The organism is Mycoplana sp. BE70, assembly GCF_031455855.1.
Taxonomy (GTDB): Bacteria; Pseudomonadota; Alphaproteobacteria; order Rhizobiales; family Rhizobiaceae; genus Mycoplana.
Map to the genome: position 1 here is coordinate 302862 of NZ_JAVDTM010000004.1, position 22055 is coordinate 324916.

The window sequence follows — 22055 nt, forward strand, 5'->3', positions numbered from 1 at the left end:
ACGGAAGCTGGCTGCGTGTCGACACCGGGTGACCTCCCTTTTCCCGGCGCAGGCGCTTTGCGCCTTGACTTCCTGACGATGACTTCAGACCGGCGCCCGCTCTCGGGAAGTCCGGCCGATCCTCGGGAGAACGCAATGACGATCCCGCAACGCGCTGCTCCACCGGCAGAAATCCTTGTCATCGAACGACGCTTCGATGCACGCCCCGCCGTTGTGTTCCCGCTCTGGGCAGCGCCCGACCGCCTGGCCCAGTGGTGGGGGCCGCGCGATTTCACACCTCACGCGATCGAAATGGACTTTCGCACCGGCGGAAAGTGGCGCGCGGTTGTCCGCTCGACGCTGGGCGACGATGTTGCCATGTTCGGCGTCTACCGCGAGATCGTTGAAGACAAACGCATCGTCTTCACCTTCGCCGCAGAGGGTGCGGGCGAGACGTTGGTGACCATCACTCTTGAAGACGTCAACGGCACCACTCGCCTTGGCCTTCATCAGGCTCCCTTCGCCCACCAATCCGAAATCGAAACGCACCAGCAAAGCTGGAACGAGTGGCTCGACAGGCTCGAATCCTATCTGCTTCGACACCACTGGAACAATCGTTGATCGGATGCCCGTAATAATTGCGGGACGCAAACGCTGCGGATCTGTGCGTGGCGCTGGGTGACAGCGTCCGCTATTCCTGGGTCCCGTCCCGCGACAGCGCCTTCAGCGCAGCGAGCGCGCGTTCTGCATCGCTCGCCGGGACGAAGACGTGGTCGTGGTGGAAGGCCGCAACGACGTTGGCGCTGATCCCCTCCCGCGTCAGTGCCGTCGCGACCGCCGCCGTCAGCCCGACGGCCTCAAGCGAGGAATGCACGGTGATCGTAACCATGCGCATCGGCGCGCTGGCGGAAAACCCGTTCTCCGCAGCCACGCTCGCGGTCAGGATCATGCTCAGCCCCTCCTCCTCACGAAACGTGGCGAGCGGCTGGAGACGATGGCAGCTGTCCGCCTGCGCGAGGGGAACAACGCAATAGACATACGTCCCCTCTCGCAGCTCGGGCTGCATTTCCGCCAGCAAACGCTCGATATCGGTGATGCCGCTCATGCGCCTGGCCTGGGGACGGTCAGCGTTCGGTTCGGCGGTGTGGTCGTCATGCGTGCTCCCGAGATTCCGTTGGTTCGCGGTACTACCTCAGGTCGACCGCGGGCCGCGAACCTCATAATATGTCGAAAGGACGTGCAGAATCCCATTGTCTTTTTCACGCGCGAGAAACGAAAGCAGCCTCCCCTGCAGCCACCAGACGATCACGCCAAGGCCGACGCCGCCGGCAATCGCAACGAGCGAAAAGAGCCCTGGCGGAAGAACGGTGCCGAGCGGCGCCATGACGAGTTCCGGCACGAACCGGTGGAGGATGTAGGTGTGGAAGCTTGCCGCCGATAGCGGCAGCACGATTGCCTTCAGCCGAAACGGCAGCCGGACCCGCGGGAAAAACAGCAGGCCAGACAGGACAGCGATCTGCAGCAGGTACTTTACCCTGGTGCCGATCCATACGCTCTCGTAGAAGGCAAAGGTGGTGAAAACGGCGACACCGATCGCCATCAGCAGGAGCTTTCGCCTCGTCGTGCTGGCGAAGGCGGCCGACCAGCCGATCGCCGCCAGGTAGAAGATCCATGGCAGCGTGAATATCTGGCGGTTGCCCATGTCGAGCAGCGGCGGGATGGCAACTCTCGCGCAAAGCGCCAGGGCCAGGAACGACAGGCCTGCAACGAATGGATCCGTCTCCGCGAAACGGCGCACGGCGGGCAGGCAGAATAGACCGGCTATCACCAGCAACATCTGGCAATAGGCTTCAATGAACCAGTAGAGATAAGGCACCATGCTGTGCCTTTCCGGAGCGGCAAATCCGAAGTTGCCGACCAGCAGGACCGAGGCCCAGGGCACCTCCCCCCAGACGGCGGCGTAGACGGCAACAATCAGATAGTAGGGCACCAGCACCTGCAGCGCCGGCCGCAAGACACGCTTGACATCGCCCGCCATCAGCGCACCGGACTGGAAGCGCGCAAGGCCGAAGCCGATCAGGACGATCATTGCCGCCGACCCGCCCGGTATCGGCCAGAGCATCTGGTGATGGACGACGACCAGCAGAATGGCGAGCGCCCGGATCAGCAGATCACCACCGATCGCCGGCTTCTTGTCCGCAACCGGCTTGAGATCGGACAGTTGGGCCACGCTAATCGTTTCCCACCTCGCAGGCGCCTCGCCGAGGATCTTCTCCAACGCGAGCGAAAGCTGCACGAAGCGCAGCGAATCCCCGCCAAGCGAGACAAAGCTATCCCGCGTACCAGCCTTCTTCGGATAAAACACCTGGTTGAACGCTTCGCGGATGCTCGCCGCCTGCTTTGGTTGCCTATGTTCCGCCTGGTAGCGCGCTTGCAGAGCGGCATAGTCGATCTTGCCCGAAGGCAGCCGAGGCAAAAATTCGATCCGCTTCGATCCGACCTGCAGGAGCGTCAGGCCCGCGACCGTAGCAAGGGCCTTGTTGACCTCGGCTTCTTCCTGCGTTCCGCAAAAGAAGGCGTGCAGCGCTTCGTCATCGCCCACGATCACCGCGCGGATGCCGCGCCGTTCCAGTGCCTCTTCCAGCATGTCGTGACCGATGCGCCGGCCGGCCACCTTGGAAATCCGCTTGGTCCTGCCCAGAATTCGGAAGAGGCCCTGCTCGTCGATCGCCGCGAGGTCTCCAGTTCTGAGTGCGCCGGTCGTAGGCTCTCCGGCCAGATCCGCCCGTCCGGCGGCATACCCCATCATGACGTTCGGGCCGCGATAGACCAACTCGCCCACCCGTCCGGGCTGGCGTATCTCTTCGCCTTCGGCGTTCTCGAGCGAGAGTGAGCCGTTTGGCACCGCGACACCGATACAATCCTCGTTTCCTTCGAGCAGCGCCGGTGGAACATAGGCGATGCGCGCCGTCGCCTCGGTCTGTCCGTACATGACGAAGAAGGCACCGTCGTGTGCGCGCATATGTCGGTTGTAAAGGCGGGCGGTATCCGGCGGCAGGCGTCCGCCTGCGACGGTCATGAAGCGCAGCCTGGGGAAGCTGCGCTCTCGAAAGCCGACGCTTTCCAACAGTTCATAGGAATAGGGCACGCCGGAAAAATTCGTGCATTCCTGCTTAGCAAGCCCGTCGAGGAACCCCTCGCCCAGAATCGAGCCCTGGGGAAAATAGAGGCTGGCGCCAACAGCAAGGTGCGAGTGCAACACCGACAGGCCATAGGAATAATGCAGCGGCAAAACGAGACAGGCACGATCGGTGCTGACGAGCCCGAGATATTGCGCGATCGACGCCGCATTGGCGTCGATGTTGTCCCGCGACAGGCGCACCGCCTTTGCCCCGCCGGTGCTGCCCGAAGTCAAAAGAAGCAATGCAAGATTCGGATGCAATTCGCTGCGGGCATTGCGTGGCTGTGGCAAAGCCTCGACCACCATCCAGCGCTCGCCGACCCTGCGGCAGCAAAGGTCGGGCTCGAACGCCAGGTCGAACTCTTCGCTGCCACTGCAGGTTGCGGGCGGAAGCATTGCAACGGCATGCCCCATCTCGAGGGCGGCGAGATAGGAAACGATGCAGTGCTCGGAGTGCTCGGCCTCGATCGAAATCAGCTTCTTGTCCGCACCGAACTGCTGCATCCGACGCGTGATTGCATCCGCCAGTTCGGCATAGGTGATCGCGGTCCGCCCCGGGAAGATGAGCGCTGGCGCGGCGCCGCGCGCGGCAAAGGCCGGAACGAACTTTTGAGACATCGGCTGCAGCTTGGAAAGATATGGAAACGGCTGTCGCTCCTATGCATATCATGACATCAATAATCAAGATTATTCTCATGCGGCCAGCCGTCGCGACGTGATTGCCAAGGCGGCTTGCTTCGCCCCTTGCGTGCGTATTAACTGCCGCCATGGCCTTTACACTCAGACAGTTGCAGTACTTCGTCGCAGTCGCCGAACAGGGCTCCGTCACACGGGCGGCGCAGATCCTCTCGATCTCGCAATCCTCGATCACCGAGGCGATGAAGGAACTGGAGAACGATCTGGGGGTGGAACTGTTCGAGAGGCATCCGCGCGGCCTGACGACGACACACAATGGCCACCAGTTCCTGCGCCATGCGACGAAGATCCTTGCCGGTGTCTCGGACGCCCGCCGCTCCTTTTCCGACAACCGGACCACGGAACGGAGCCAGCTCAACCTGGGTGTCACCTCTCTCGTCGCCGGCTACGTGCTTTCCGACCTGCTGGCGCGCTATCGCCGCGCCTTTCCCGGTGTAGAAGTCAGCGCCATCGAGGACAATGGTTCCTATCTCGAGCACCTCCTGATCGGCGGCGAACTGGACGTCGCGGTGATGGTCATCTCCAACCTGCGCGACCGCATGGCCCTGCAGGCCGAGATCATCGAGACCTCCCCCTACCGGCTGTGGCTGCCGCTCGGCCATCCGCTGGTCTCGGCCGAAATCATTTCAGTCAGTGACATCGCCAAGGAACCGCTGATCATGCTGACCGTGGATGAAATCGAGGAAAACACCGGCAAGCTGCTGTCCGCCCTCGGTGCGCGCCCCCACGTCGCCTTCCGCACCCGTTCGGTCGAGGCGGTGCGCAGTCTCGTCGCCACCGGGGCAGGCATCGCCCTGCTGCCCGATCTCGTCTACCGCCCCTGGTCGCTGGAAGGCGATCGCATCGAGAGCCGCGACGTCTCCGGCGCCCTGCCGGTGGTGCAGGTCGGCATGGTCTGGCGCAAGGGCTCCAGCCTGCCGCAATCGGCCCGCGATTTCGTCGGCGTCGCGGAGGCACTGCGAAGCGGACGCGGACGGTAGGGGTGATGTGGAAGCAGATCCGCACGAGCAAGCCACTCGACCGCTCAGCCATCAGCGCCATGCGCTAGCGCCGCAAAATGTTCGATAAAGGCTTCCGATGTGCCGGTCAGGAGGGCTTGATGGGATTGAAGGGTAGCATCATCCCAAGACCACCACTGCACCCGGAGCAGAAGAGCAATCTCTTCCGGAGAAAAGCGATACTTGACGACCTGGGCAGGATTGCCGACGGCAATACCGTACGGGGGCACATCCTTGGCTACGACGGCCCCGGCCCCGATAACCGCGCCATGACCGATCGTCACGCCGGACAGTATTAGCGCATTGCGGCCGATCCATACGTCGTGACCGACCGTAATCGGTCCCTTGGTTGTCACATTGCTTTCCGTTGAGCCGAACAACCGTCTCGCAAGAGGAAATGACGAGATCCGGCTCAAGTCGTGGTCCGCCATCTGCACAAACACGACGTGCTCGGCAACGGAGCAAAAGTTGCCGATATGCACCTGGCACTCGAAGCTCGATCCATGGAAATGCGCGGGGGTTAAGCCGTAGGTATGTCGGCCGATCGTAACCCCTTGTGGAAGAGCGGCGGGTTTCTTTCTCAGGCCCAGCCGTGTTCTCAGTTTGCGAAAGGGTGCCATCGTTATGGTCCCGTCGGCGGATTGAAGCCCGATCCGAGGGCAAAGAGTACACTAAAATTGAGCGAGAAACCTTGAGTTGATGCGTGGATGCGGCAACTCCGGCACATCGCAAGCGAAGCGCGACCGGACCCGGGTCAACATGAATTCGGAATCTCCGATATCGACTTTCTGTTTAATGAATTTGCGAAAGCGGCCAAAAGGGGGCACCTTTCTCATCGGGAACAATACCGCACATCAAGCGGACAAACCGGGAGACCAACATGAAGCGATTCCTGCATTCCTGCACCGCTCTTACCCTTTCCTTCGCCTTCGCCACCGCCGCCGTCGCGCAGGAGCCGCTGAAGGAGCTCGGCAAGGGTGAAGGCGAGGTCTCGATAGTCGCCTGGGCCGGCTACATCGAGCGCGGCGAGACCGACAAGAACTACGACTGGGTCACCGATTTCGAGAAGCAGACCGGCTGCAAGGTCTCGGTGAAGACCGCCGCCACCTCGGACGAAATGGTGGCGTTGATGAACGAAGGCGGCTTCGACCTCGTCACCGCCTCGGGCGACGCCTCGCTGCGCCTGGTCGCCGGCAAGCGCGTCCAGCCGATCAACACCGACCTGATCCCGAGCTGGAAGACCATCGACGAGCGCCTGCAGAACGCGCCGTGGAACACGGTCAAGGGTGTTCACTACGGCACCCCCTATCTCTGGGGCCCCAACGTGCTGATGTACAACACCGAAGCTTTCAAGGGCGAAGCGCCGAAGAGCTGGAACGTCGTGTTCGAGGAAATGACGCTGCCGGACGGCAAGTCGAACAAGGGCCGCGTGCAGGCCTATGACGGCCCGATCCACATCGCCGATGCCGCGCAGTATCTGATGGCGCACAAGCCGGAACTCGGCATCAAGGACCCCTACGAGCTCAACGAAGAGCAGTACAAGGCAGCCCTCGACCTGCTACGTGTCCAGCGCACCCTCGTCGGCCGCTACTGGCACGACGCCATGATCCAGATCGACGACTTCAAGAACGAAGGCGTCGTCGCCTCCGGTTCCTGGCCGTTCCAGGTCAACCTGATGCAGGCAGAGAAGCAGCCGATCGCCTCCACCTTCCCGGAGGAAGGGGTGACGGGCTGGTCCGATACGACGATGCTGCACGCTGACAGCCCGCACCCGAACTGCGCCTACATGTGGATGGAGCACTCGCTCTCGCCGAAGGTGCAGGGCGACGCCGCTGCCTGGTTCGGCGCCGTTCCGTCGGTTCCTGCAGCCTGCAAGGGCAATGCGCTCCTGACCGATGAAGGCTGCAAGACCAACGGCTTCGAGAACTTCGACAAGATCAGCTTCTGGAAGACGCCGACCTCGCGCTGCGAGACCCAGGGCGAGTGCGTGCCCTACCACCGCTGGGTGTCCGACTATATCGGCGTGATCGGCGGACGTTGATAGCTGTCCCTCTTCACCCCTCGGGGGAGAAGAGGGATAATACATCAGAGGGGTTTTCCCTCGATAAGCAACGAGAACTGCCCCTCACCCAGGCCCTCTTCCCGCACGCGGGGAGAGGGAAAGCGAAAGTGTGGCCTGCCCCTCGTCCACAGCGTCCGGGGAAGGCAGATGAATCGCGACACCGCACCTCTTCTCTCCACCAGCGGGAGAAGGCGGTCCGGCCGGCCCGATGCGGGCCGAGACCGGCGGCCCCGCCGGCAAGAAACGAAGACTGGAGTTCCCATGACCGCCGTCCTGTTCGAGAATGTGTCACGCTATTTCGGTGCCGTACGCGCCGTCGACTGCGTGGATCTCGCAATCGCCGAGGGTGAATTTTTCGCCATGCTCGGCCCTTCCGGCTCGGGCAAGACCACCTGCCTGCGGCTGATGGCCGGCTTCGAGCAGCCGACCGGCGGCCATATCGAGATCTTCGGCGAGACGGCCGAGGGCGTGCCGCCCTATCGGCGCAACGTCAACACCGTCTTTCAGGATTACGCGCTGTTCCCGCATCTTTCGATCCTGGAAAATGTCGCCTACGGCCTGATGGTCAAGGGCGTTTCCAAGGACGAGCGGTTGAAGGCGGCGGAGAACGCACTCGCAATGGTCAAGCTCCCCGGCTACGGCACGCGTCGCCCCGGCCAGCTTTCCGGCGGCCAGCGCCAGCGCGTCGCGCTCGCCCGCGCGCTCGTCAATCGTCCGCGTGTGCTTTTGCTAGACGAGCCGCTCGGCGCGCTCGACCTGAAGCTGCGCGAGCAGATGCAGGAAGAGTTGAAGGTGCTGCAGAAGTCACTCGGCATCACCTTCGTCTTCGTCACCCACGATCAGGGCGAAGCACTGTCGATGGCCGATCGTATCGCCGTCTTCAACGACGGCAAGATCCAGCAGCTCGGCACGCCGGAAGACGTCTACAAGCGCCCGCAGACACGCTTCGTCGCCGACTTCGTCGGCTCGTCGAACGTGCTGGCGCCGCAATTCGTGCAAAGCCTGGGCTATCCCGCCCGCTTCGCCAGTCTCCGCCCCGAGGCCTTGGCGCTCGGCGAAGGCGGCGCGGACCGCAAGCGCTTCTCCGGCACCGTCGTCGCCACCAGCTTCCTCGGCGCCGCCAATCGTATCACGGTCGATGCTGCCGGCAGCCGCGTCGCCGCCATGATCCCGGCCTCGGTCGACGTTCCCTCGCAGGGATCCGGTGTCACGCTGTCTTTTGCCGCCGAAGACCTGCACCTGATGGACGAAGCGGCATGAGCGCGATCGCCGAATCGACCATCCTTGCCCGCCGGACGGGCACGCTCGGGCGCCTGTCGGACTTTTTCTGGCGCAATCCGAAGCTTTTTCTGCTGTTGATGCTGTCGCCGCCGCTTCTCTGGCTCGGCATCATCTATCTCGGTTCGCTGTTGGCCCTGCTGCTGCAGAGCTTCTTCGCGATCGACGAGTTCTCCGGCCTCGTCAATTACGAGTTCACGCTCGATACCTACCGGCAGCTGCTGATCCCGTCGAATTTCGACATCATCCTGCGCACGATCGTCATGGCGGCGCTGGTGACGCTCGCCTCCGCCCTGATCGCCTTTCCGATCGCCTATTACGCGGCCCGCTACGCCCGCGGCAAATGGAAGGCGATGTTCTATCTCGCGGTCATGCTGCCGCTGTGGTCGAGCTACCTCGTCAAGGTCTATGCCTGGAAGCTGATCCTCGCCAAGGAGGGCATCCTCAACTGGCTGTTCGGCAAGCTGCACCTGACCTGGCTGCTCGACACCTGGCTGGCGCTGCCGGTCGTCGGCGGCAACTCGCTGTCGATCAGCTACACCGGCACCTTCATCGTCTTCGTCTATGTCTGGATGCCGTTCATGATCCTGCCGATCCAGGCAGCGCTCGAGCGCGTGCCCGGCAACCTGATCGAGGCCTCGGCCGATCTCGGCGGCAACCCGGCGCAGACCTTCCGCCACGTGCTGTTTCCCTTGGCGCTCCCCGGCATCATCGCCGGCTCGATCTTCACCTTCTCGCTGACGCTCGGCGACTACATCATCCCGCAGATCATCGGCTCGTCGCGCCTCTTCATCGGCCAGGCGGTCTATGCCCAGCAGGGCACGGCCGGCAACATCCCCCTCGCCGCTGCCTTCACCGTCGTTCCGATCGTCATCATGGGCCTCTATCTCTGGATGGCCAAGAAACAGGGAGCCTTCGATGCGCTCTGACCGTTCCTCCGCTCCCCTGAGCCTGAAGATCGCCGCAGCCGCAGGCCTGCTGTTCATGCACCTGCCGATCCTGCTGATCTTCCTTTACGCCTTTACCACCGAGGAAAAGAGCTACCAGTTCCCGCCGCCGGGCCTGACGCTCGACTGGTTCGCAGTGGCCTGGAACCGGCCGGATGTCTGGCAGGCGCTCGGACTATCGGTGCGGGTGGCGGCAATTGCGACCACCGTCGCACTTGTGCTCGGCACGCTCTGTGCCGCCGCCGTCAGCCAGACCCGCTTCTTCGGCCGCGAGACGATCTCTTTGCTCGTCATCCTGCCGATCGCGCTGCCCGGCATTATCACCGGTATCGCCCTGCGCTCGGCCTTCTCGTTCGCGGAGATCCCCTTCTCGTTCTGGACGATCGTGCTCGGCCACGCCACCTTCTGCGTCGTCGTCGTCTACAACAATGCGGTCGCCCGCTTCCGCCGCATCTCCGGTTCGCTGATCGAGGCCTCGATGGACCTCGGCGCCGACGGCTTCCAGACGTTCCGCTATGTGATCCTGCCCAATATCGGCACAGCGCTGTTGGCCGGCGGCATGCTCGCCTTCGCCCTTTCCTTCGACGAGGTGATCGTCACCACGTTTACTGCCGGTCAGCAGCAGACGCTGCCGATCTGGATGCTGGAGGAACTCGTGCGCCCGCGCCAGCGCCCGGTCACCAACGTCGTCGCCATGGTGGTGGTGCTCGTCACCTTCCTGCCGATCCTCGCCGCCTACTACCTCACCCGCGAAGGCGACCAGATCGCCGGCGCCGGCAAATGAACATCGACATGAGACAATGGGAGACCTTGTGATGGACAAGCAGATGCTGATCGGCTCGCGCTTCGAGGCCGGCACCGAAAGCGAGGAGCAAATCCTCAACCCGAAGACCGGCGAAACGGTGGTCGGACTTGCGGAAGCCTCGCACGCGCAGATCGACGCGGCCGTCGACGCGGCCGAAAAGGCCTTCGTCTCGTGGTCGATGACGACGCCCGGCGAACGGTCCAGCTACCTGCTGAAGATCGCCGACGCGATCGAGCGCGACGCCGACGGTTTCGCGGCCCTCGAATCGCTCAACTGCGGCAAGCCGATCAACGCGGTGCGCAATGATGAAATTCCGGCGATCGTCGACTGCTGGCGGTTCTTCGCCGGTGCCATCCGCTCGTTGCACGCAACCGTCGCGGGCGAATACCTGCCGGGGCACACGTCGATGATCCGCCGCGACCCGGTCGGCATCATCGGCTCGATCGCGCCGTGGAATTACCCCCTGATGATGATGGCCTGGAAGCTGGCGCCGGCGATCGCCGGCGGCAACACGGTCGTCTTCAAACCGTCCGAGCAGACGCCGCTGACGGCCTTGAAGATGGCAAAACTCCTGGCCGACATCCTGCCCGAAGGGGTCGTAAACATCGTGCTCGGCCGCGGCGAGACGGTCGGCAATGCGCTGATCAACCATCCGAAGATCAACATGGTCTCGATCACCGGTGACGTCGCCACCGGCAAGAAGGTGCTGGCGGCCGCCTCCAAGACGGTCAAGCGCACGCACCTGGAGCTTGGCGGCAAGGCGCCCGTCATCGTCTACAACGATGCAGACCTCGAGGCGGTCGTCAGCGGCATCCGTGCCTTCGGCTACTACAATGCCGGCCAGGACTGCACCGCCGCCTGCCGCATCTATGCCGAGGCCGGCATCTACGAAAAGTTTGTCGCCGACCTCTCCTCCGCTGTCTCGAGCATCCGCTACAACCAGGCGGACGACACCGAAAACGAAATCGGTCCGCTGATCTCGAAGCGCCAGCGCGATCGCGTCGCAAGCTTCGTCGAGCGCGCATCCGACGTGAAGCACATCGAGATTACCGCAGGTGGGCGCCCCGGCAGCGACCAGGGCTTCTTCTTCCAGCCGACCGTGGTCGCCGGCGCGACGCAGGAGGACGAGATCGTGCGCCGCGAGGTGTTCGGCCCGGTCGTCTCCGTCACCCGCTTCTCCGGCGAGGAGCAGGCGCTCGCCTGGGCGAACGACAGCGACTACGGCCTCGCCTCCTCGGTCTGGACGAAGGACATCTCCAAGGCGATGCGGGCCGCGGCCCGCCTGCAGTACGGCTGTACCTGGGTGAACACCCACTTCATGCTTTGCAACGAGATGCCGCATGGCGGCGTCAAGCAGTCCGGTTACGGTAAGGACATGTCGATTTACGCACTGGAGGACTACACGGTTGTCCGTCACGTGATGATCAATCACGGCTGACCTGGGTTCCGATCGGTCCGGTGGCAGCGCTGCCGGGCCGATCTCGCCACCCTGCGACCAAAAAACCATCCGCAATCTTTAGCAAACAGCGGCCGTTTTCCACCGCCAGCCTCCCCCGAAACTGCACACGGCTTCGAAGTCCGGGGATGAGTGGTTGCACGGGGCTTTTGGCTTCTCGCGCGTCAGGCTATATGAACGTCAGGAGGACCTTGATGTTCTGGGCATTCGGCGTCGCGGCAGTCACAATTCTTTACCTTGCAGTGCGCTTCAAGCGCTTTCAGAGCTGGGTCGAGCCCGTCCTCACCATTGTCGTCGCGATCGGCCTCACCGTCGCAATCCTGCTCTGGTTCACCGACAACCGCAGCGTCGCCCCCGAGCCTGCGCAGCCGAGAACTGCGATCACCCCGGAAGAAATCGCGCTTTCGGACATGCAGTTCGCGGTCGGTCAGCCGGTAACGAGCTATCGCGTCACCGGGACCGTCACGAACAACAGCGCGATCACGCTGCAGTCCTTCCGCCTGACCGTCGAACTGGAAAACTGTCCCGCCGGCGCCTGCACGCCGGTCGGCGCCGACAAGACCCTCATCATCGCGCGCGTGCCGCCCGGCCAGAGCCAGCCATTCACCACCTTCGTCGTCTTCACCGGCAGCGACCTCCTGCAAATCACCGCTCCACAGTGGTCGTGGTCGGTCAGCGATGCGCGTGCTCTACGGCGGTAGCTTTTTGATCCGCGGCAACGCGGCGGGACACCAGGTCGAGGACCCAATATTAGGCTCGTTCGGCGACACCGAGCGCTTCAAGCACCTCAGCCGTCCGCATCACCGTCGCGAACTCCTGGCGCAACGTAGCAACGTGTGCGCGATGGATGTCCCGCGCCGGGATCGTGCCACCTTCGCCATCGGGCAGGTCAAAGCAGTCGCAAGCATCCTCGACAAGGACGACGCGCAGGCCGAGATTGGCGCCGACCCGCACGCTTGTCGACACGCACATGTCGGTCGAGATGCCGAACAGCACCACCGTATCGATGCCGAGACGGCGCAGCCGCAAGTCGAGATCCGTGCCGAGGAAGGCGGCGTTCACGCTCTTCGTGACTAGCGGCTCGCCCGGCCGAGGCATAAACCCGGGCCGAAAGGCATTCCCCGGCACGCCGGGCCGAAGCGTCGAGTTCGGCTCGACGCTGTCGTGGCGAACATGGATCAGCGGACGGCCGGCCGCACGCCAGGCCGCAAGCAGAGCAAGGCCGTTCTCATCGACCTTGTCATTCCAGCGCTTCGGCCACGGCGCGGAATCGAAGGCCTGCTGCATGTCGATCGGGATGAGGGCGGCATTCTGAGGTATCGTCGGCATCGGGTTCTCCTTGCGTGGATATGTGTCAATGACCGACGGATAGTTGCTTTTTCGTCCGGTTTCGCGCAGCAAGATGACGGATGGCCGGACGAATGTCCGGGTGGAAGGGGAGATTGCCGGATGAGCGAACTCGACGAGAAGGACCGGCTGCTGATCGCAGCGCTGCGGGCGGATGCCCGTAAGAGTCTGGTCGAACTGGCGCGCGACAGTGGGCTTTCACGCAGCGCCGTGCATGAACGGATCCGGCGGCTGGAAGAGAGAGGTGTGATCGCCGGCTATACCGTGCGGCTCGGCGCCGACCGCGACCGGCCGGGCGTCGAGGCACTGATCGCCGTCTGCTTCCAGTCGGGGCGAAATTGCGACCATGTCGTGCCGCACCTGACGGGTATCCCCAGCGTCGTCACCTGCTGGTCCCTTGCCGGCCCGACCGATCTGATGCTTCTCGTCGAGTGCGGCTCGAATGCAGACCTCGACACCGTGCGCCGCCAGATCGCGACGACGCCCGGTATCGCCACCGTGCAGACCCATGTTTCGTTGCGCACGCACTTCGACCGCCGTGGCGGGTGACGCTAAAGCGCGTCACCATCTCGGTTTCGCTTGGTGCGCTTTAGCTCTTTGTTATTGCGCATGTCCTTCTCCCGAAACCGGTACCCGCTTTCGGGAGACATGCTTTAGAAATAGATCTTGAACTTCTCGCGCACCGCCAAATCGGTTGCCCGATCGAACAACGGCCCGCCGGCTTCGGAGAGGATCCGGTTCTTCCGTTCGATCGCCTTGGCGATCAGGTCGGGTTTGCCGATCTCGGCCCACTCCTTCGGGCTCGTGCGGTCGGCAACGGCAGGATAGATATACTCCGTCTGCATCACCGACAGCGTCTGCGGGTCACCGAGATAATGGCCGGGCCCGCCCATGCAGACCGAGCGCATCGTCTCGAGCGAGACCGAATCCTCGGTGACGTCGATGCCGCGCACGCAGCGCTGCACCTGCCCCAAAAGGTCGTCGCCGAGCACGAGGCTTTCCAGGCAGAAGCCTAGCAGCGAGGCGTGCATGCCGACCGCTTCATAGACCATGTTGAGGCCCGACAGTCCGGCCAGGACGTTGGAGATCGCCTGTTCCCAACCGGCCTGCATGTCGGGCAGCTTGGAATCGGCAATGCCCGCGGCGGCCCCACCTGGAAGCCGGTAGAACTGGTGCATCTGCGCGCAGCCGGCCGTCAGCAGTGCCTGTTCGCCCGAACCACCGGACATGGCGCCCGTTCTCAGGTCCGAAACGAAGGGCCAGGTGCCGAAGATCGCCGGATGGCCGGGCGCCATGGCGTTGACGTAGACGACGCCCGCCAGGCATTCGGCGACGGCCTGCACGATCGCGGTCGCCAGCGGCGCCGGCGCGGTCGCGCCCGCCTGCCCGGCCGAGAGCAGCAGGATCGGCATGCCCGCCCGGATGCAGGCCTCCATAGTGATGCAGCTCTCTTCCGCGAACTTCATCGGCGGCACGACGAAGCAGTTGGAGTTCGACACGAAGGGCCGCGCCCGCCACTTGTCCTCGCCGCCCGCCATCATGTGGATGAGGTCGAAGCAGCCTTCGACATGCGAGGGATCGGAGAAGCTGGTGCCGACGTGCTTGGAGGTGCCGGCGCAGCAGCCATAGAGCGTGTTGATGTCCATCAGGAAATTGTCGGCCACGTCGCGGCAGACCATCGCCCGCTGGAAGAAATGGATGTTGTCGAGGTGGTGGACGAGCTGGGCGGCGTTGAACAGGTCCTTCGCCGTCGACTCGCGATAGTCGCGCTTCTCGACATCGACAATGTGCACGGCAGCGCCGGCGGTGCCGTAGTAGACGCGGGTGCCGGAGAGTTCGAGGTCATACTTCGGATCACGGCCGTAGAGCGTGATATCGCGCGCGGCGATCGCCAGCATGTCCTCCACCAGCGCCCGCGGGAAGCGGAGGCGCCCATCGTCACCAAGGATGGCGCCGGCGCCGGTCATGATCTCGATACCGGATTTCGGCGCGTTGGACAGGCCAATGTTTTCAAGCGCATCCAGCGCCGCCTCGTGGATACGGCGCACGCCCGCCTCCGTCAGCGGCTTGTACTGGCCGCCCGGCAGGCCGGGGCGCACCGGGCGGATGTTTTCCGCCAAGGGTGCTGCCCGCATGGCGACGCGGGCGGCGCGGCCGCCGGCCCGCCGGGACGTCTGGGTTGCTTCGGCAATGCTCATTCCATTCCCCCTCGTTTGTCCACGGCAATCTCGGCCCGTTTCAAGGCCGGCCGATCTCGTCCAGATACCAGTCGATGTAGCGAAGTTCGTTATGTTCCATCGGCGCGATCGGACCGGGCACGAAATAGTGCGACTTCACGCCCCGCGCCGTGTGCTCGATGATCGCCTTGTCTTCCACCGTCGTGACCTTCCAAAGCCAGGTGAGCTTTTCGAGGTCGTAGTCGCGGCCCTCCTCGGCCTTGCCGTCGACGAGCCAGATCAGTTCCATCTCGCAGCTTTCCGCCGTCTTCGGGATGAAGCGGTAGATCATGCCGTGGTCGGGATAGCAGACGAGGAAGGTCGTGCCGCCGAGATGGATGGAGGTGACGCCGCCGTCGAAATCGGAAAAGCGGCCCATCAGTGGCGCGACGGCCTTCCCATCCTCACTGCCGCTCTCGACGCCCTCATAAAGCGCGTAGCGGAAGGCATGGATCGCCTCGCGGCCCTCGCGCGAGGTCTGCCAGTGATTACCCGAGCCTATTTCGATGCCCAGATCGCAGGTTCGCTCCTCCATCGCGGCGTTCAGTGCCTCGATCATGTGCAGCGGCTGTTCCAGCGCGTGGGTCTGCGAATACTCCGGATGGGCCGGGCCGCAATGATAGCATTCGACGTAGTTCTCGACGGCGAGCTTCCAGTTGGCGGCGACCGGATAGGTCTCGCGGTGTGCAATCTTGGCGCTCCCCCAGCCGTACTGGCCGCAGGTCGCATGCAGCAGGTGCTCGACCTCAGAGAAGTCGAGCGGTTGGTCGGCGAAGGAGATGAAGATCAGCCCTTCGACGACGCGCACATGGAGCTTCTTCAGCCCATGGTCCTCGCGCTGGAAATCCTTCGGCATCAGGCGGGCGGCGCGAAGGCTGCCATCGTTTCCATAGGTCCAGGCGTGATAGGGACAGACGAAAACGCGTGCATTTCCCTTCTGCTTCGTGCAGACCTCCGCGCCGCGATGGCGGCAGACGTTCAGCATGGCATGGACCGACCCGTCCGGGGCGCGGGCGACGATCACCTGCTCGGTGTCCATGCGAAACACCTCGAAATCGTTGACGTTCGGGATGACGCTCTCGTGGGCGATGCAATGCCAGTGACGGCGGAAGACGCGCTCCATGTCGCGCCGGTAAATCGCCTCATCGTGGTAGAACGGACGGGTGAGACCGTAGCCCGGCCGGTGCGCGGCGATGAGACGATCGATCGGATCGGCCTCGAGCGGGATATTCGTGTTGTCAGGTCGAAGCATGCCATTCTCACGGGAGGATCGGTACCGGTGCGCCTCGACCGGCAAGGTTATTTCAGCATGTTCATCGGATGCGCCGACGGCGCATCCGCATCAGCCGGCACCGGCGAGAAGCATCTCGTCGATCCGGCTTCCCGGCGCGGCGGCGGACAATTTCGCAAAACTGCCATCCTTCACGATGGCCTCCATCTGCTCGGCAATCGCCGCATGGGTGACGCGGGCGATCATCGAGCCGAGCGAAATGCGGCGCACGCCGATCTCCGCGAATTGCGGCACCGTCAGTTGGCGCAATGGTCCGGCGGCGAGTGCATTCACCGGCTTTGAAACCGATTGGACGACGCGACGCAGTTCCTCCTCACCCGGCGGCACCGGTACATAGAGCAGGTCGGCGCCGGCCTTCTCGAAGGCCTGGACGCGCCGGATCGCCTCGTCGAGATCGTAGACGCCGTTCATCACGCCGTCTGCGCGGGCACAGAGAATGAAGGGCCGGCCGAGCGAGCGGGCAGCGTCGACGGCGGCTCGGATGCGCTCTACCGCTAGGTCGAAAGCATAGGCCGGGTTTCCGTCGACCATCTGCGTGTCTTCGATCGAGCAGCCGGACAGGCCGACTTCCGCGGCGAGCCGGATTGTCTCGGCGACATCGTCCGGCGCATCGGCGAAGCCGTTCTCGAAGTCGCCTGAAACGGGAAGCGGCGTCGCGCGCACGATGTCTTCGGCGTGCTTCAACGCTTCCTCGCGCGTCACCCGCCCCATGTCCGGCCGGCCGAGCGTGAAGGCGAAGCCGGCGGAGGTGGTGGCGAGCGCCACCGCGCCGGACGCCGCCATCATGCGCGCAGAGCCGATGTCCCACGGGTTCGGGATGACGAAGCAGCCCGACTGGTGCAGGTCGAAAAAGCGCTGGTGGCGTCCGGCAAGATTTGTCATACGCGTACCCTCTCTGATTTCGGGTCGTACATCGGCACGAGCGAGGCTTCCGCCTTGACGCGGACGCCGGCGATCTCGATCTCGTAGTTCGACGCCAGAACCTGTTCCTCGCTCTCGCCCTCACAGGGCACGTAGCCCATGCCGATCGCTCCGCCGAGATGGTGGCCGTAATTGCCGGAGGTGATGATCGAGACGATCTTGCCGTCGCGCACCAGCGCCTCGTTGTGGAAGAGCAGCGGTTCCGAGTCGCCGAGCTTGAACTGCACCATACGGCGCTTCAGGCCCTCTTCTTCCTTGCGCAGCACCGCATCGCGGCCGATGAAATCGCCTTTCTTCGTGCGCACGGCAAAGCCGAGGCCGGCCTCCAGCACATGGTCCTCGTCGGTGATGTCATGGCCGAAGTGGCGGAAGGCCTTTTCGATGCGGCAGCTGTCGAGCGTGTGCAGGCCGCACAGTTTTAGGCCGACATCGGCGCCGGCCGCCTCCAGCGCCTCGAAGACGTGCGCCGTCTGGTCGGTGGAGACGTAGAGTTCCCAGCCGAGCTCGCCGACATAGGTGACCCGGTGGGCGCGGGCCATTCCCATGCCGATCTCGATCTCCCGTGCCGAGGCGAAGGGATGGGACGCGTTGGAGAAATCGTTCGGGCTGACCTTCTGCATCAGCTCGCGCGCCTTCGGCCCCATGACGCAGAGCACGCTTTCGGCCGCCGTGACATCGGTGATGACGACGAACTCGTCGCGGACATGCTTGCGCAGCCAGGCAAGGTCGCGCTGCAGCGTCGCACCGGGCACGACGAGGAAGAAGGCAGTCTCCGACAGACGCGTCACCGTCAGGTCGCTCTCGATGCCACCGCGGGCGTTCAGCATCTGCGTGTAGACGATGCGGCCGGGAGCGACGTCCATCTGGTTGGCGCAGAGTTTTTGCAGGAAGGCGAGCGCATCGCGGCCCTCGACGCGGATCTTGCCGAAGGAGGTCATGTCGAACAGGCCGACGCCATTGCGGACGGCGAGATGCTCTTCCTTCTGGTTCTCGAACCAGTTCTGCCGCTTCCAGCTGTAGCGGTATTCCCGCTCCTGGCCTTCCTTCGCGAACCAGTTGGCGCGCTCCCAGCCGGCGACCTCGCCGAAGACGGCGCCGCGGGCTTTCAGATGCTCGTGGATCGGCGAGCGGCGCACGCCGCGGGCCGTCGCCATCTGGCGGTAGGGGAAGTGGTCGGCATAGAGCAGGCCGAGCGTTTCGGAAACACGGTCCTTCAGATAGGCGCGATTCTTCTGGAACGGCTGGGCGCGGCGAATGTCGACTTCCCAGAGATCAAAGGGCGGCTCGCCGTCGTTCATCCACTGCGCCAGCGCCATGCCGGCGCCGCCGGAGGAGACGATACCGATCGAATTGTAGCCGGCTGCGACCCAGTAACCCTTCAGTTGCGGCGCTTCGCCGAGATAGTAGCGGTCGTCCGGCGTGAAGCTTTCCGGACCGTTGAAGAAGGTGTGGATGCCGGCCGTTTCCAGCATCGGCATGCGGTTGATCGCGTTTTCGAGGATCGGCTGGAAGTGATCGAAATCCTCCGGCAGCTGGTCGAAGCAGAAATCTTCCGAGATGCCGTCCATGCCCCAGGGCTTGGCCTTCAGCTCGAAGGCGCCGATCAGCATCTTGCCGGCGTCTTCCTTGTAGTAGGTGCACTCGTCCGGCACACGCAGAACCGGGAGCCGCTGCAGGTTGGGGATCGGCTCGGTGACGATGTAGAAATGCTCGCAGGCGTGCAGCGGCAGCGTCACGCCCGACATGTCGGCGAGCGTCCGCCCCCACATGCCGGCGGCGTTGACGACGTTTTCCGTCTCGATCGTGAACGTCTCGCCATTCTGCTCGCAGGTGACGCCCGTCACGCGGCCGTCCTTGGTGACGACGGAGGTGACCTTGACGTTCTCGATGACGGTGGCGCCGTTTTGCCGCGCGCCCTTCGCCAAGGCCATCGCGATGTTCGCCGGATCGCACTGGCCGTCGAGCGGCAGGTGCACGGCGGCCTTCACATCAGCCGTGTTGAGGTGCGGATACATCGCCTTCACTTCGTCGACTGAAATCTCGCGCACGTCGACGTCGAAGGCCCGCGCCAGCGAGGCCTGGCGGTAGATCTCCTCCTTGCGCTCCTCGGTCAGCGCCACCGTCATCGAGCCGCACTGGCGCATGCCGGTGCCGATGCCGGTCTCCGCCTCGAGCTTGACGTAGAGGTCGGCGGAATACTTGGCGAGGCGCGTCATGTTCTGCGAGGCGCGTAGCTGGCCGATAAGGCCGGCTGCATGCCAGGTCGTGCCTGACGTGAGCTGCTTGCGCTCGAGCAGCACGACATCCGTCCAGCCGAGCTTGGCCAGATGATAGGCGACCGAACAGCCGGAAACGCCGCCGCCGATGATGACGGCTCTCGCCTTGGAGGGAATGGGTTTGCTCATGCACGCAGTCTTTCATTGTTGGGGTCGAAGAGCGGGCCGTCCGGCTGGACGGTCGCCTTGAAGCGGTCGCCGTAGATTTCCACCTCGATTTCCGTGCCCGGCACGGCGAGATCGGCACGCAGCATGCCGAGCGCGATCGACTTGCCGGTGCGATAGCCCCAGTTGCCGGAGGTCGTTTCACCGACCACCTTGCCGCCATGCCAGAGCGTCGACATGTAGGGCGCGTCGCATTCGCCGGCGTCGACCGTCAGCAGCACGAAACGCTTGGAAACACCCTGTTGCTTCTCGCGCTCCATCGCCGCCTTGCCCTTGAAGTCGGGCTTACCCCAATCGACGAAGCGGTCGAGCCCGCCTTGCAGGATCGTGTAGTCGGTCGAAAGGTCGCCCTTCCAGGCACGATAGCCCTTCTCGATGCGCAGGCTGTCGAGCGCTTCCATGCCGAAGGGCTTCAGACCGTGTTTCTGGCCGGCCGCCCAGACGGCGTCGAAGATCGCCGCCGTGTCCTCGACCTTGGTGTGGATTTCCCAGCCCAACTCACCGGCGAAGGAGACGCGCACCAACTGGCACCAGCGGCCGGCGATCTGGCAGCTCTGGTGCGTCAGCCAGCCCTTGGAAAGGTCGGCATCGGTGACCTCGGCCAGGATCGCCCTGGAATTGGGGCCGGACAGGATCTGGCAGGAGAAGGCCTCGGTGACATCCTCGATCGTGAAGGCGGCATCCTTGGGCAGATGCTTCTTCAGCCACTCGAAATCGTGCCACTGCGCCGTCGCCGCGGTGATGAGGAAGAAGAAATCCTCGTCCAGCATCATCACCGACATTTCCGTGACGATCCGGCCCTTGTCGTCGGCAAAATAGGCAAGGCCGATGCGGCCCGGCTTCGGCAGCTTGCCGGTGGTGAGCGTCGACAGCCACGCCGTCGCGCCCTGACCCTTGACGCGGAAGCGCGAGAAGCCGGGAAGATCGAGGATGCCGGCGGCCTCGGTGACGGCGCGGCATTCCTCCTCGATGCGCGGCCGCCATGGGCCTTCGCGGTTCCAGGTCTGCGTCGCCTGTTCCGAGGTGTCGTCACCGGGCTTGGCGTACCAGTTGGCGCGCTCCCAGCCGTTAAAGGGCTTGAACTGCGCGCCGAGTGCGGCGATGCGGTCGTGGATCGGCGAGTGCTTCCTGTCGCGCCCAGCCGGCCAGGCGTGCTTCGGGAAATGCATCGCATATTCGTGGCCGTAGATCTCCATGCCCTTGGCGATGCAGTAGTCCTGGTCCGCGGCGAAGCTGGTGTAGCGGCGCGGATCGCACGACCACATGTCCCACTCGGTCTCGCCTTCGGTGATCCATTCCGCCAACACCTTGCCGGCACCGCCGGCCTGGCAGATGCCGAAGGTGAAGACGCAGGCCTCGAACGCGTTCGGCACGCCCGGCATCGGCCCGATCAGCGGATTGCCGTCCGGCGCATAGGGGATCGGGCCGTTGATCACGCGCGACAGGCCGGCGGTGCCGAGGATCGGCACGCGCTCGCAGGCGTCGTTCAGGTACCATTCCAGCCGCTCCAGGTCGTCCGGGTAGAGCTGGAAGGAGAAATCGTCCGGCATCGGATCGTCCGGCGTCGTCCAGTGCGCCTTGCAGTTCTTCTCGTACGGACCGAGGTTCATGCCGTTCTTTTCCTGGCGCAGGTAGTACGAGCTATCGACGTCACGCATCAACGGCAGCTTGTGGCCGGCCTCCTTCGACCAGGCAGCGAGCTCCGGGATTTCCTCGAACAGGACGTACTGGTGGCTCATCACCATCATCGGCACATCGCGGCCGAACCATTTTCCCACCTCGCGGGCGTAGTAGCCGGCGGCGTTGACGACGTATTCACAGCGGATCTCGCCCTGCGGCGTCGAGATCACCCACTCCTCATTCTCCCGGCGGGCGCCGGTCGCGGGACAGAAACGGAAGATCTTCGCGCCCATGTCGCGCGCGCCCTTGGCCAGCGCCTGGGTGAGCTGCGCCGGGTCGATGTCGCCGTCATTGGGATCGTAGAGGGCGCCGGTCAGGTCGTGGGTCTCGGCGAAGGGATAGCGGGACTTGATCTCGTCCGGCGTCAGGATGTCAAGGTCCATGCCCTGGTAGCGGCCCATGCCGACGACGCGCTTGAACTCCTGCAGCCGCTCCTTGGAGTGGCCGAGGCGGATCGAGCCGGTGACGTGGTAGTTCATGGGGTAGTCGACCAGCGCGCCGAGCTCGCGGTAGAGCGAGGCCGAATAGCGCTGCATGTTCATGATCGACCAGGAGGCGGAGAAGGTCGGCACGTTGCCGGCCGCGTGCCAGGTCGAGCCGGCCGTCAGCTCGTTCTTTTCGAGAAGCACGCAATCCGTCCATCCGGCCTTGGCCAGATGATAGAGCGCGGATGCGCCGACGGCACCTCCGCCGATGATGACGACACGGGCATGGCTTGGCAGTCCGGACATTCTCGCTCCCTTTCTTTGAACCGGAT

18 protein-coding genes are annotated in these 22055 nt (G+C 64.0%); 9 read left to right on the forward strand and 9 right to left on the reverse strand.

Going from position 1 to position 22055, the window contains the following annotated elements:
• The first annotated feature begins 135 nt into the window (after window positions 1-135).
• Entirely contained in the window at window positions 136-600 is a 465-nt protein-coding gene (locus J2Y48_RS09905; RefSeq protein WP_310416494.1) for an SRPBCC domain-containing protein, read from the forward strand.
• 70 nt (window positions 601-670) lie between these two features.
• Here J2Y48_RS09905 and J2Y48_RS09910 read toward each other — a convergent pair whose 3' ends face one another.
• On the reverse strand, window positions 671-1084 hold the full coding sequence (locus J2Y48_RS09910) for an ACT domain-containing protein (protein ID WP_310416497.1): 414 nt from the start codon (window positions 1082-1084) through the stop codon (window positions 671-673).
• Between the two features lie 87 nt (window positions 1085-1171).
• On the reverse strand, window positions 1172-3778 hold the full coding sequence (locus J2Y48_RS09915) for an AMP-binding protein (RefSeq protein ID WP_310416499.1): 2607 nt from the start codon (window positions 3776-3778) through the stop codon (window positions 1172-1174).
• 149 nt (window positions 3779-3927) lie between these two features.
• Here J2Y48_RS09915 and J2Y48_RS09920 point away from each other — a divergent pair, with 149 nt between their 5' ends.
• The gene (locus tag J2Y48_RS09920) at window positions 3928-4836 is read left to right on the forward strand and encodes a LysR family transcriptional regulator (RefSeq protein ID WP_310416502.1); all 909 of its coding nucleotides are present in this window, start codon (window positions 3928-3930) and stop codon (window positions 4834-4836) included.
• A gap of 44 nt (window positions 4837-4880) precedes the next feature.
• Here J2Y48_RS09920 and J2Y48_RS09925 read toward each other — a convergent pair whose 3' ends face one another.
• Window positions 4881-5474, reverse strand: a complete 594-nt coding sequence (locus tag J2Y48_RS09925; RefSeq protein ID WP_310416505.1) for a CatB-related O-acetyltransferase — start codon at window positions 5472-5474, stop codon at window positions 4881-4883.
• Between the two features lie 260 nt (window positions 5475-5734).
• On the opposite strand from J2Y48_RS09925, the gene J2Y48_RS09930 reads away from it, so the two are divergent.
• The 6 genes from J2Y48_RS09930 (at window position 5735) to J2Y48_RS09955 (ending at window position 12103) form a co-directional block, all read left to right on the forward strand.
• Window positions 5735-6895, forward strand: coding sequence for an ABC transporter substrate-binding protein (locus tag J2Y48_RS09930; RefSeq protein WP_310416508.1), 1161 nt, complete (start codon window positions 5735-5737; stop codon window positions 6893-6895).
• A 282-nt stretch (window positions 6896-7177) separates the two neighbouring features.
• Window positions 7178-8176 (forward strand): ABC transporter ATP-binding protein, encoded by a 999-nt coding sequence (locus J2Y48_RS09935; RefSeq protein WP_310416511.1) that lies wholly within the window; start codon window positions 7178-7180, stop codon window positions 8174-8176.
• Entirely contained in the window at window positions 8173-9123 is a 951-nt protein-coding gene (locus J2Y48_RS09940; RefSeq protein WP_310416514.1) for an ABC transporter permease, read from the forward strand. Before J2Y48_RS09935 ends, J2Y48_RS09940 begins: the two co-directional genes overlap by 4 nt.
• The gene (locus J2Y48_RS09945) at window positions 9113-9925 is read left to right on the forward strand and encodes an ABC transporter permease (RefSeq protein ID WP_310416516.1); all 813 of its coding nucleotides are present in this window, start codon (window positions 9113-9115) and stop codon (window positions 9923-9925) included. Before J2Y48_RS09940 ends, J2Y48_RS09945 begins: the two co-directional genes overlap by 11 nt.
• 31 nt (window positions 9926-9956) lie before the next feature.
• The gene (locus J2Y48_RS09950) at window positions 9957-11384 is read left to right on the forward strand and encodes a gamma-aminobutyraldehyde dehydrogenase (RefSeq protein ID WP_310416519.1); all 1428 of its coding nucleotides are present in this window, start codon (window positions 9957-9959) and stop codon (window positions 11382-11384) included.
• A gap of 212 nt (window positions 11385-11596) precedes the next feature.
• Window positions 11597-12103 (forward strand): hypothetical protein, encoded by a 507-nt coding sequence (locus J2Y48_RS09955; RefSeq protein ID WP_310416522.1) that lies wholly within the window; start codon window positions 11597-11599, stop codon window positions 12101-12103.
• Between the two features lie 49 nt (window positions 12104-12152).
• On the opposite strand, the gene J2Y48_RS09960 is transcribed toward J2Y48_RS09955, so the two are convergent.
• Window positions 12153-12731: a cysteine hydrolase family protein gene (locus J2Y48_RS09960; protein ID WP_310416525.1), complete on the reverse strand. Its 579-nt coding sequence runs from the start codon at window positions 12729-12731 to the stop codon at window positions 12153-12155.
• 120 nt (window positions 12732-12851) lie between these two features.
• Here J2Y48_RS09960 and J2Y48_RS09965 point away from each other — a divergent pair, with 120 nt between their 5' ends.
• Window positions 12852-13298 carry an Lrp/AsnC family transcriptional regulator gene (locus J2Y48_RS09965; RefSeq protein ID WP_310416528.1) on the forward strand — a complete coding sequence of 149 codons (447 nt, stop codon included), beginning with the start codon at window positions 12852-12854 and terminating at the stop codon, window positions 13296-13298.
• A 104-nt stretch (window positions 13299-13402) separates the two neighbouring features.
• Here J2Y48_RS09965 and J2Y48_RS09970 read toward each other — a convergent pair whose 3' ends face one another.
• From J2Y48_RS09970 to J2Y48_RS09990, 5 genes are all read right to left on the reverse strand, one after another.
• On the reverse strand, window positions 13403-14947 hold the full coding sequence (locus tag J2Y48_RS09970; protein ID WP_310416531.1) for a trimethylamine methyltransferase family protein: 1545 nt from the start codon (window positions 14945-14947) through the stop codon (window positions 13403-13405).
• Between the two features lie 40 nt (window positions 14948-14987).
• Window positions 14988-16217, reverse strand: coding sequence for an aromatic ring-hydroxylating dioxygenase subunit alpha (locus J2Y48_RS09975; RefSeq protein ID WP_310416534.1), 1230 nt, complete (start codon window positions 16215-16217; stop codon window positions 14988-14990).
• A 90-nt stretch (window positions 16218-16307) separates the two neighbouring features.
• Entirely contained in the window at window positions 16308-17138 is an 831-nt protein-coding gene (locus J2Y48_RS09980; protein WP_310416537.1) for an isocitrate lyase/phosphoenolpyruvate mutase family protein, read from the reverse strand.
• Window positions 17135-19582 carry an FAD-dependent oxidoreductase gene (locus J2Y48_RS09985; protein ID WP_310416540.1) on the reverse strand — a complete coding sequence of 816 codons (2448 nt, stop codon included), beginning with the start codon at window positions 19580-19582 and terminating at the stop codon, window positions 17135-17137. Before J2Y48_RS09985 ends, J2Y48_RS09980 begins: the two co-directional genes overlap by 4 nt.
• Window positions 19579-22029 carry an FAD-dependent oxidoreductase gene (locus J2Y48_RS09990; protein WP_310416543.1) on the reverse strand — a complete coding sequence of 817 codons (2451 nt, stop codon included), beginning with the start codon at window positions 22027-22029 and terminating at the stop codon, window positions 19579-19581. The genes J2Y48_RS09985 and J2Y48_RS09990 overlap by 4 nt, the downstream gene beginning before the upstream one ends.
• Between the last annotated feature and the right edge of the window lie 26 nt (window positions 22030-22055).

Coding starts and splice junctions, on each gene's coding strand:
- J2Y48_RS09905 (WP_310416494.1), top strand. CDS start 136: ATGACGATCCCGCAACGCGCTGCTCCACCGGCAGAAATCCTTGTCATC.
- J2Y48_RS09910 (WP_310416497.1), bottom strand. CDS start 1,084: ATGAGCGGCATCACCGATATCGAGCGTTTGCTGGCGGAAATGCAGCCC.
- J2Y48_RS09915 (WP_310416499.1), bottom strand. CDS start 3,778: ATGTCTCAAAAGTTCGTTCCGGCCTTTGCCGCGCGCGGCGCCGCGCCA.
- J2Y48_RS09920 (WP_310416502.1), top strand. CDS start 3,928: ATGGCCTTTACACTCAGACAGTTGCAGTACTTCGTCGCAGTCGCCGAA.
- J2Y48_RS09925 (WP_310416505.1), bottom strand. CDS start 5,474: ATGGCACCCTTTCGCAAACTGAGAACACGGCTGGGCCTGAGAAAGAAA.
- J2Y48_RS09930 (WP_310416508.1), top strand. CDS start 5,735: ATGAAGCGATTCCTGCATTCCTGCACCGCTCTTACCCTTTCCTTCGCC.
- J2Y48_RS09935 (WP_310416511.1), top strand. CDS start 7,178: ATGACCGCCGTCCTGTTCGAGAATGTGTCACGCTATTTCGGTGCCGTA.
- J2Y48_RS09940 (WP_310416514.1), top strand. CDS start 8,173: ATGAGCGCGATCGCCGAATCGACCATCCTTGCCCGCCGGACGGGCACG.
- J2Y48_RS09945 (WP_310416516.1), top strand. CDS start 9,113: ATGCGCTCTGACCGTTCCTCCGCTCCCCTGAGCCTGAAGATCGCCGCA.
- J2Y48_RS09950 (WP_310416519.1), top strand. CDS start 9,957: ATGGACAAGCAGATGCTGATCGGCTCGCGCTTCGAGGCCGGCACCGAA.
- J2Y48_RS09955 (WP_310416522.1), top strand. CDS start 11,597: ATGTTCTGGGCATTCGGCGTCGCGGCAGTCACAATTCTTTACCTTGCA.
- J2Y48_RS09960 (WP_310416525.1), bottom strand. CDS start 12,731: ATGCCGACGATACCTCAGAATGCCGCCCTCATCCCGATCGACATGCAG.
- J2Y48_RS09965 (WP_310416528.1), top strand. CDS start 12,852: ATGAGCGAACTCGACGAGAAGGACCGGCTGCTGATCGCAGCGCTGCGG.
- J2Y48_RS09970 (WP_310416531.1), bottom strand. CDS start 14,947: ATGAGCATTGCCGAAGCAACCCAGACGTCCCGGCGGGCCGGCGGCCGC.
- J2Y48_RS09975 (WP_310416534.1), bottom strand. CDS start 16,217: ATGCTTCGACCTGACAACACGAATATCCCGCTCGAGGCCGATCCGATC.
- J2Y48_RS09980 (WP_310416537.1), bottom strand. CDS start 17,138: ATGACAAATCTTGCCGGACGCCACCAGCGCTTTTTCGACCTGCACCAG.
- J2Y48_RS09985 (WP_310416540.1), bottom strand. CDS start 19,582: ATGAGCAAACCCATTCCCTCCAAGGCGAGAGCCGTCATCATCGGCGGC.
- J2Y48_RS09990 (WP_310416543.1), bottom strand. CDS start 22,029: ATGTCCGGACTGCCAAGCCATGCCCGTGTCGTCATCATCGGCGGAGGT.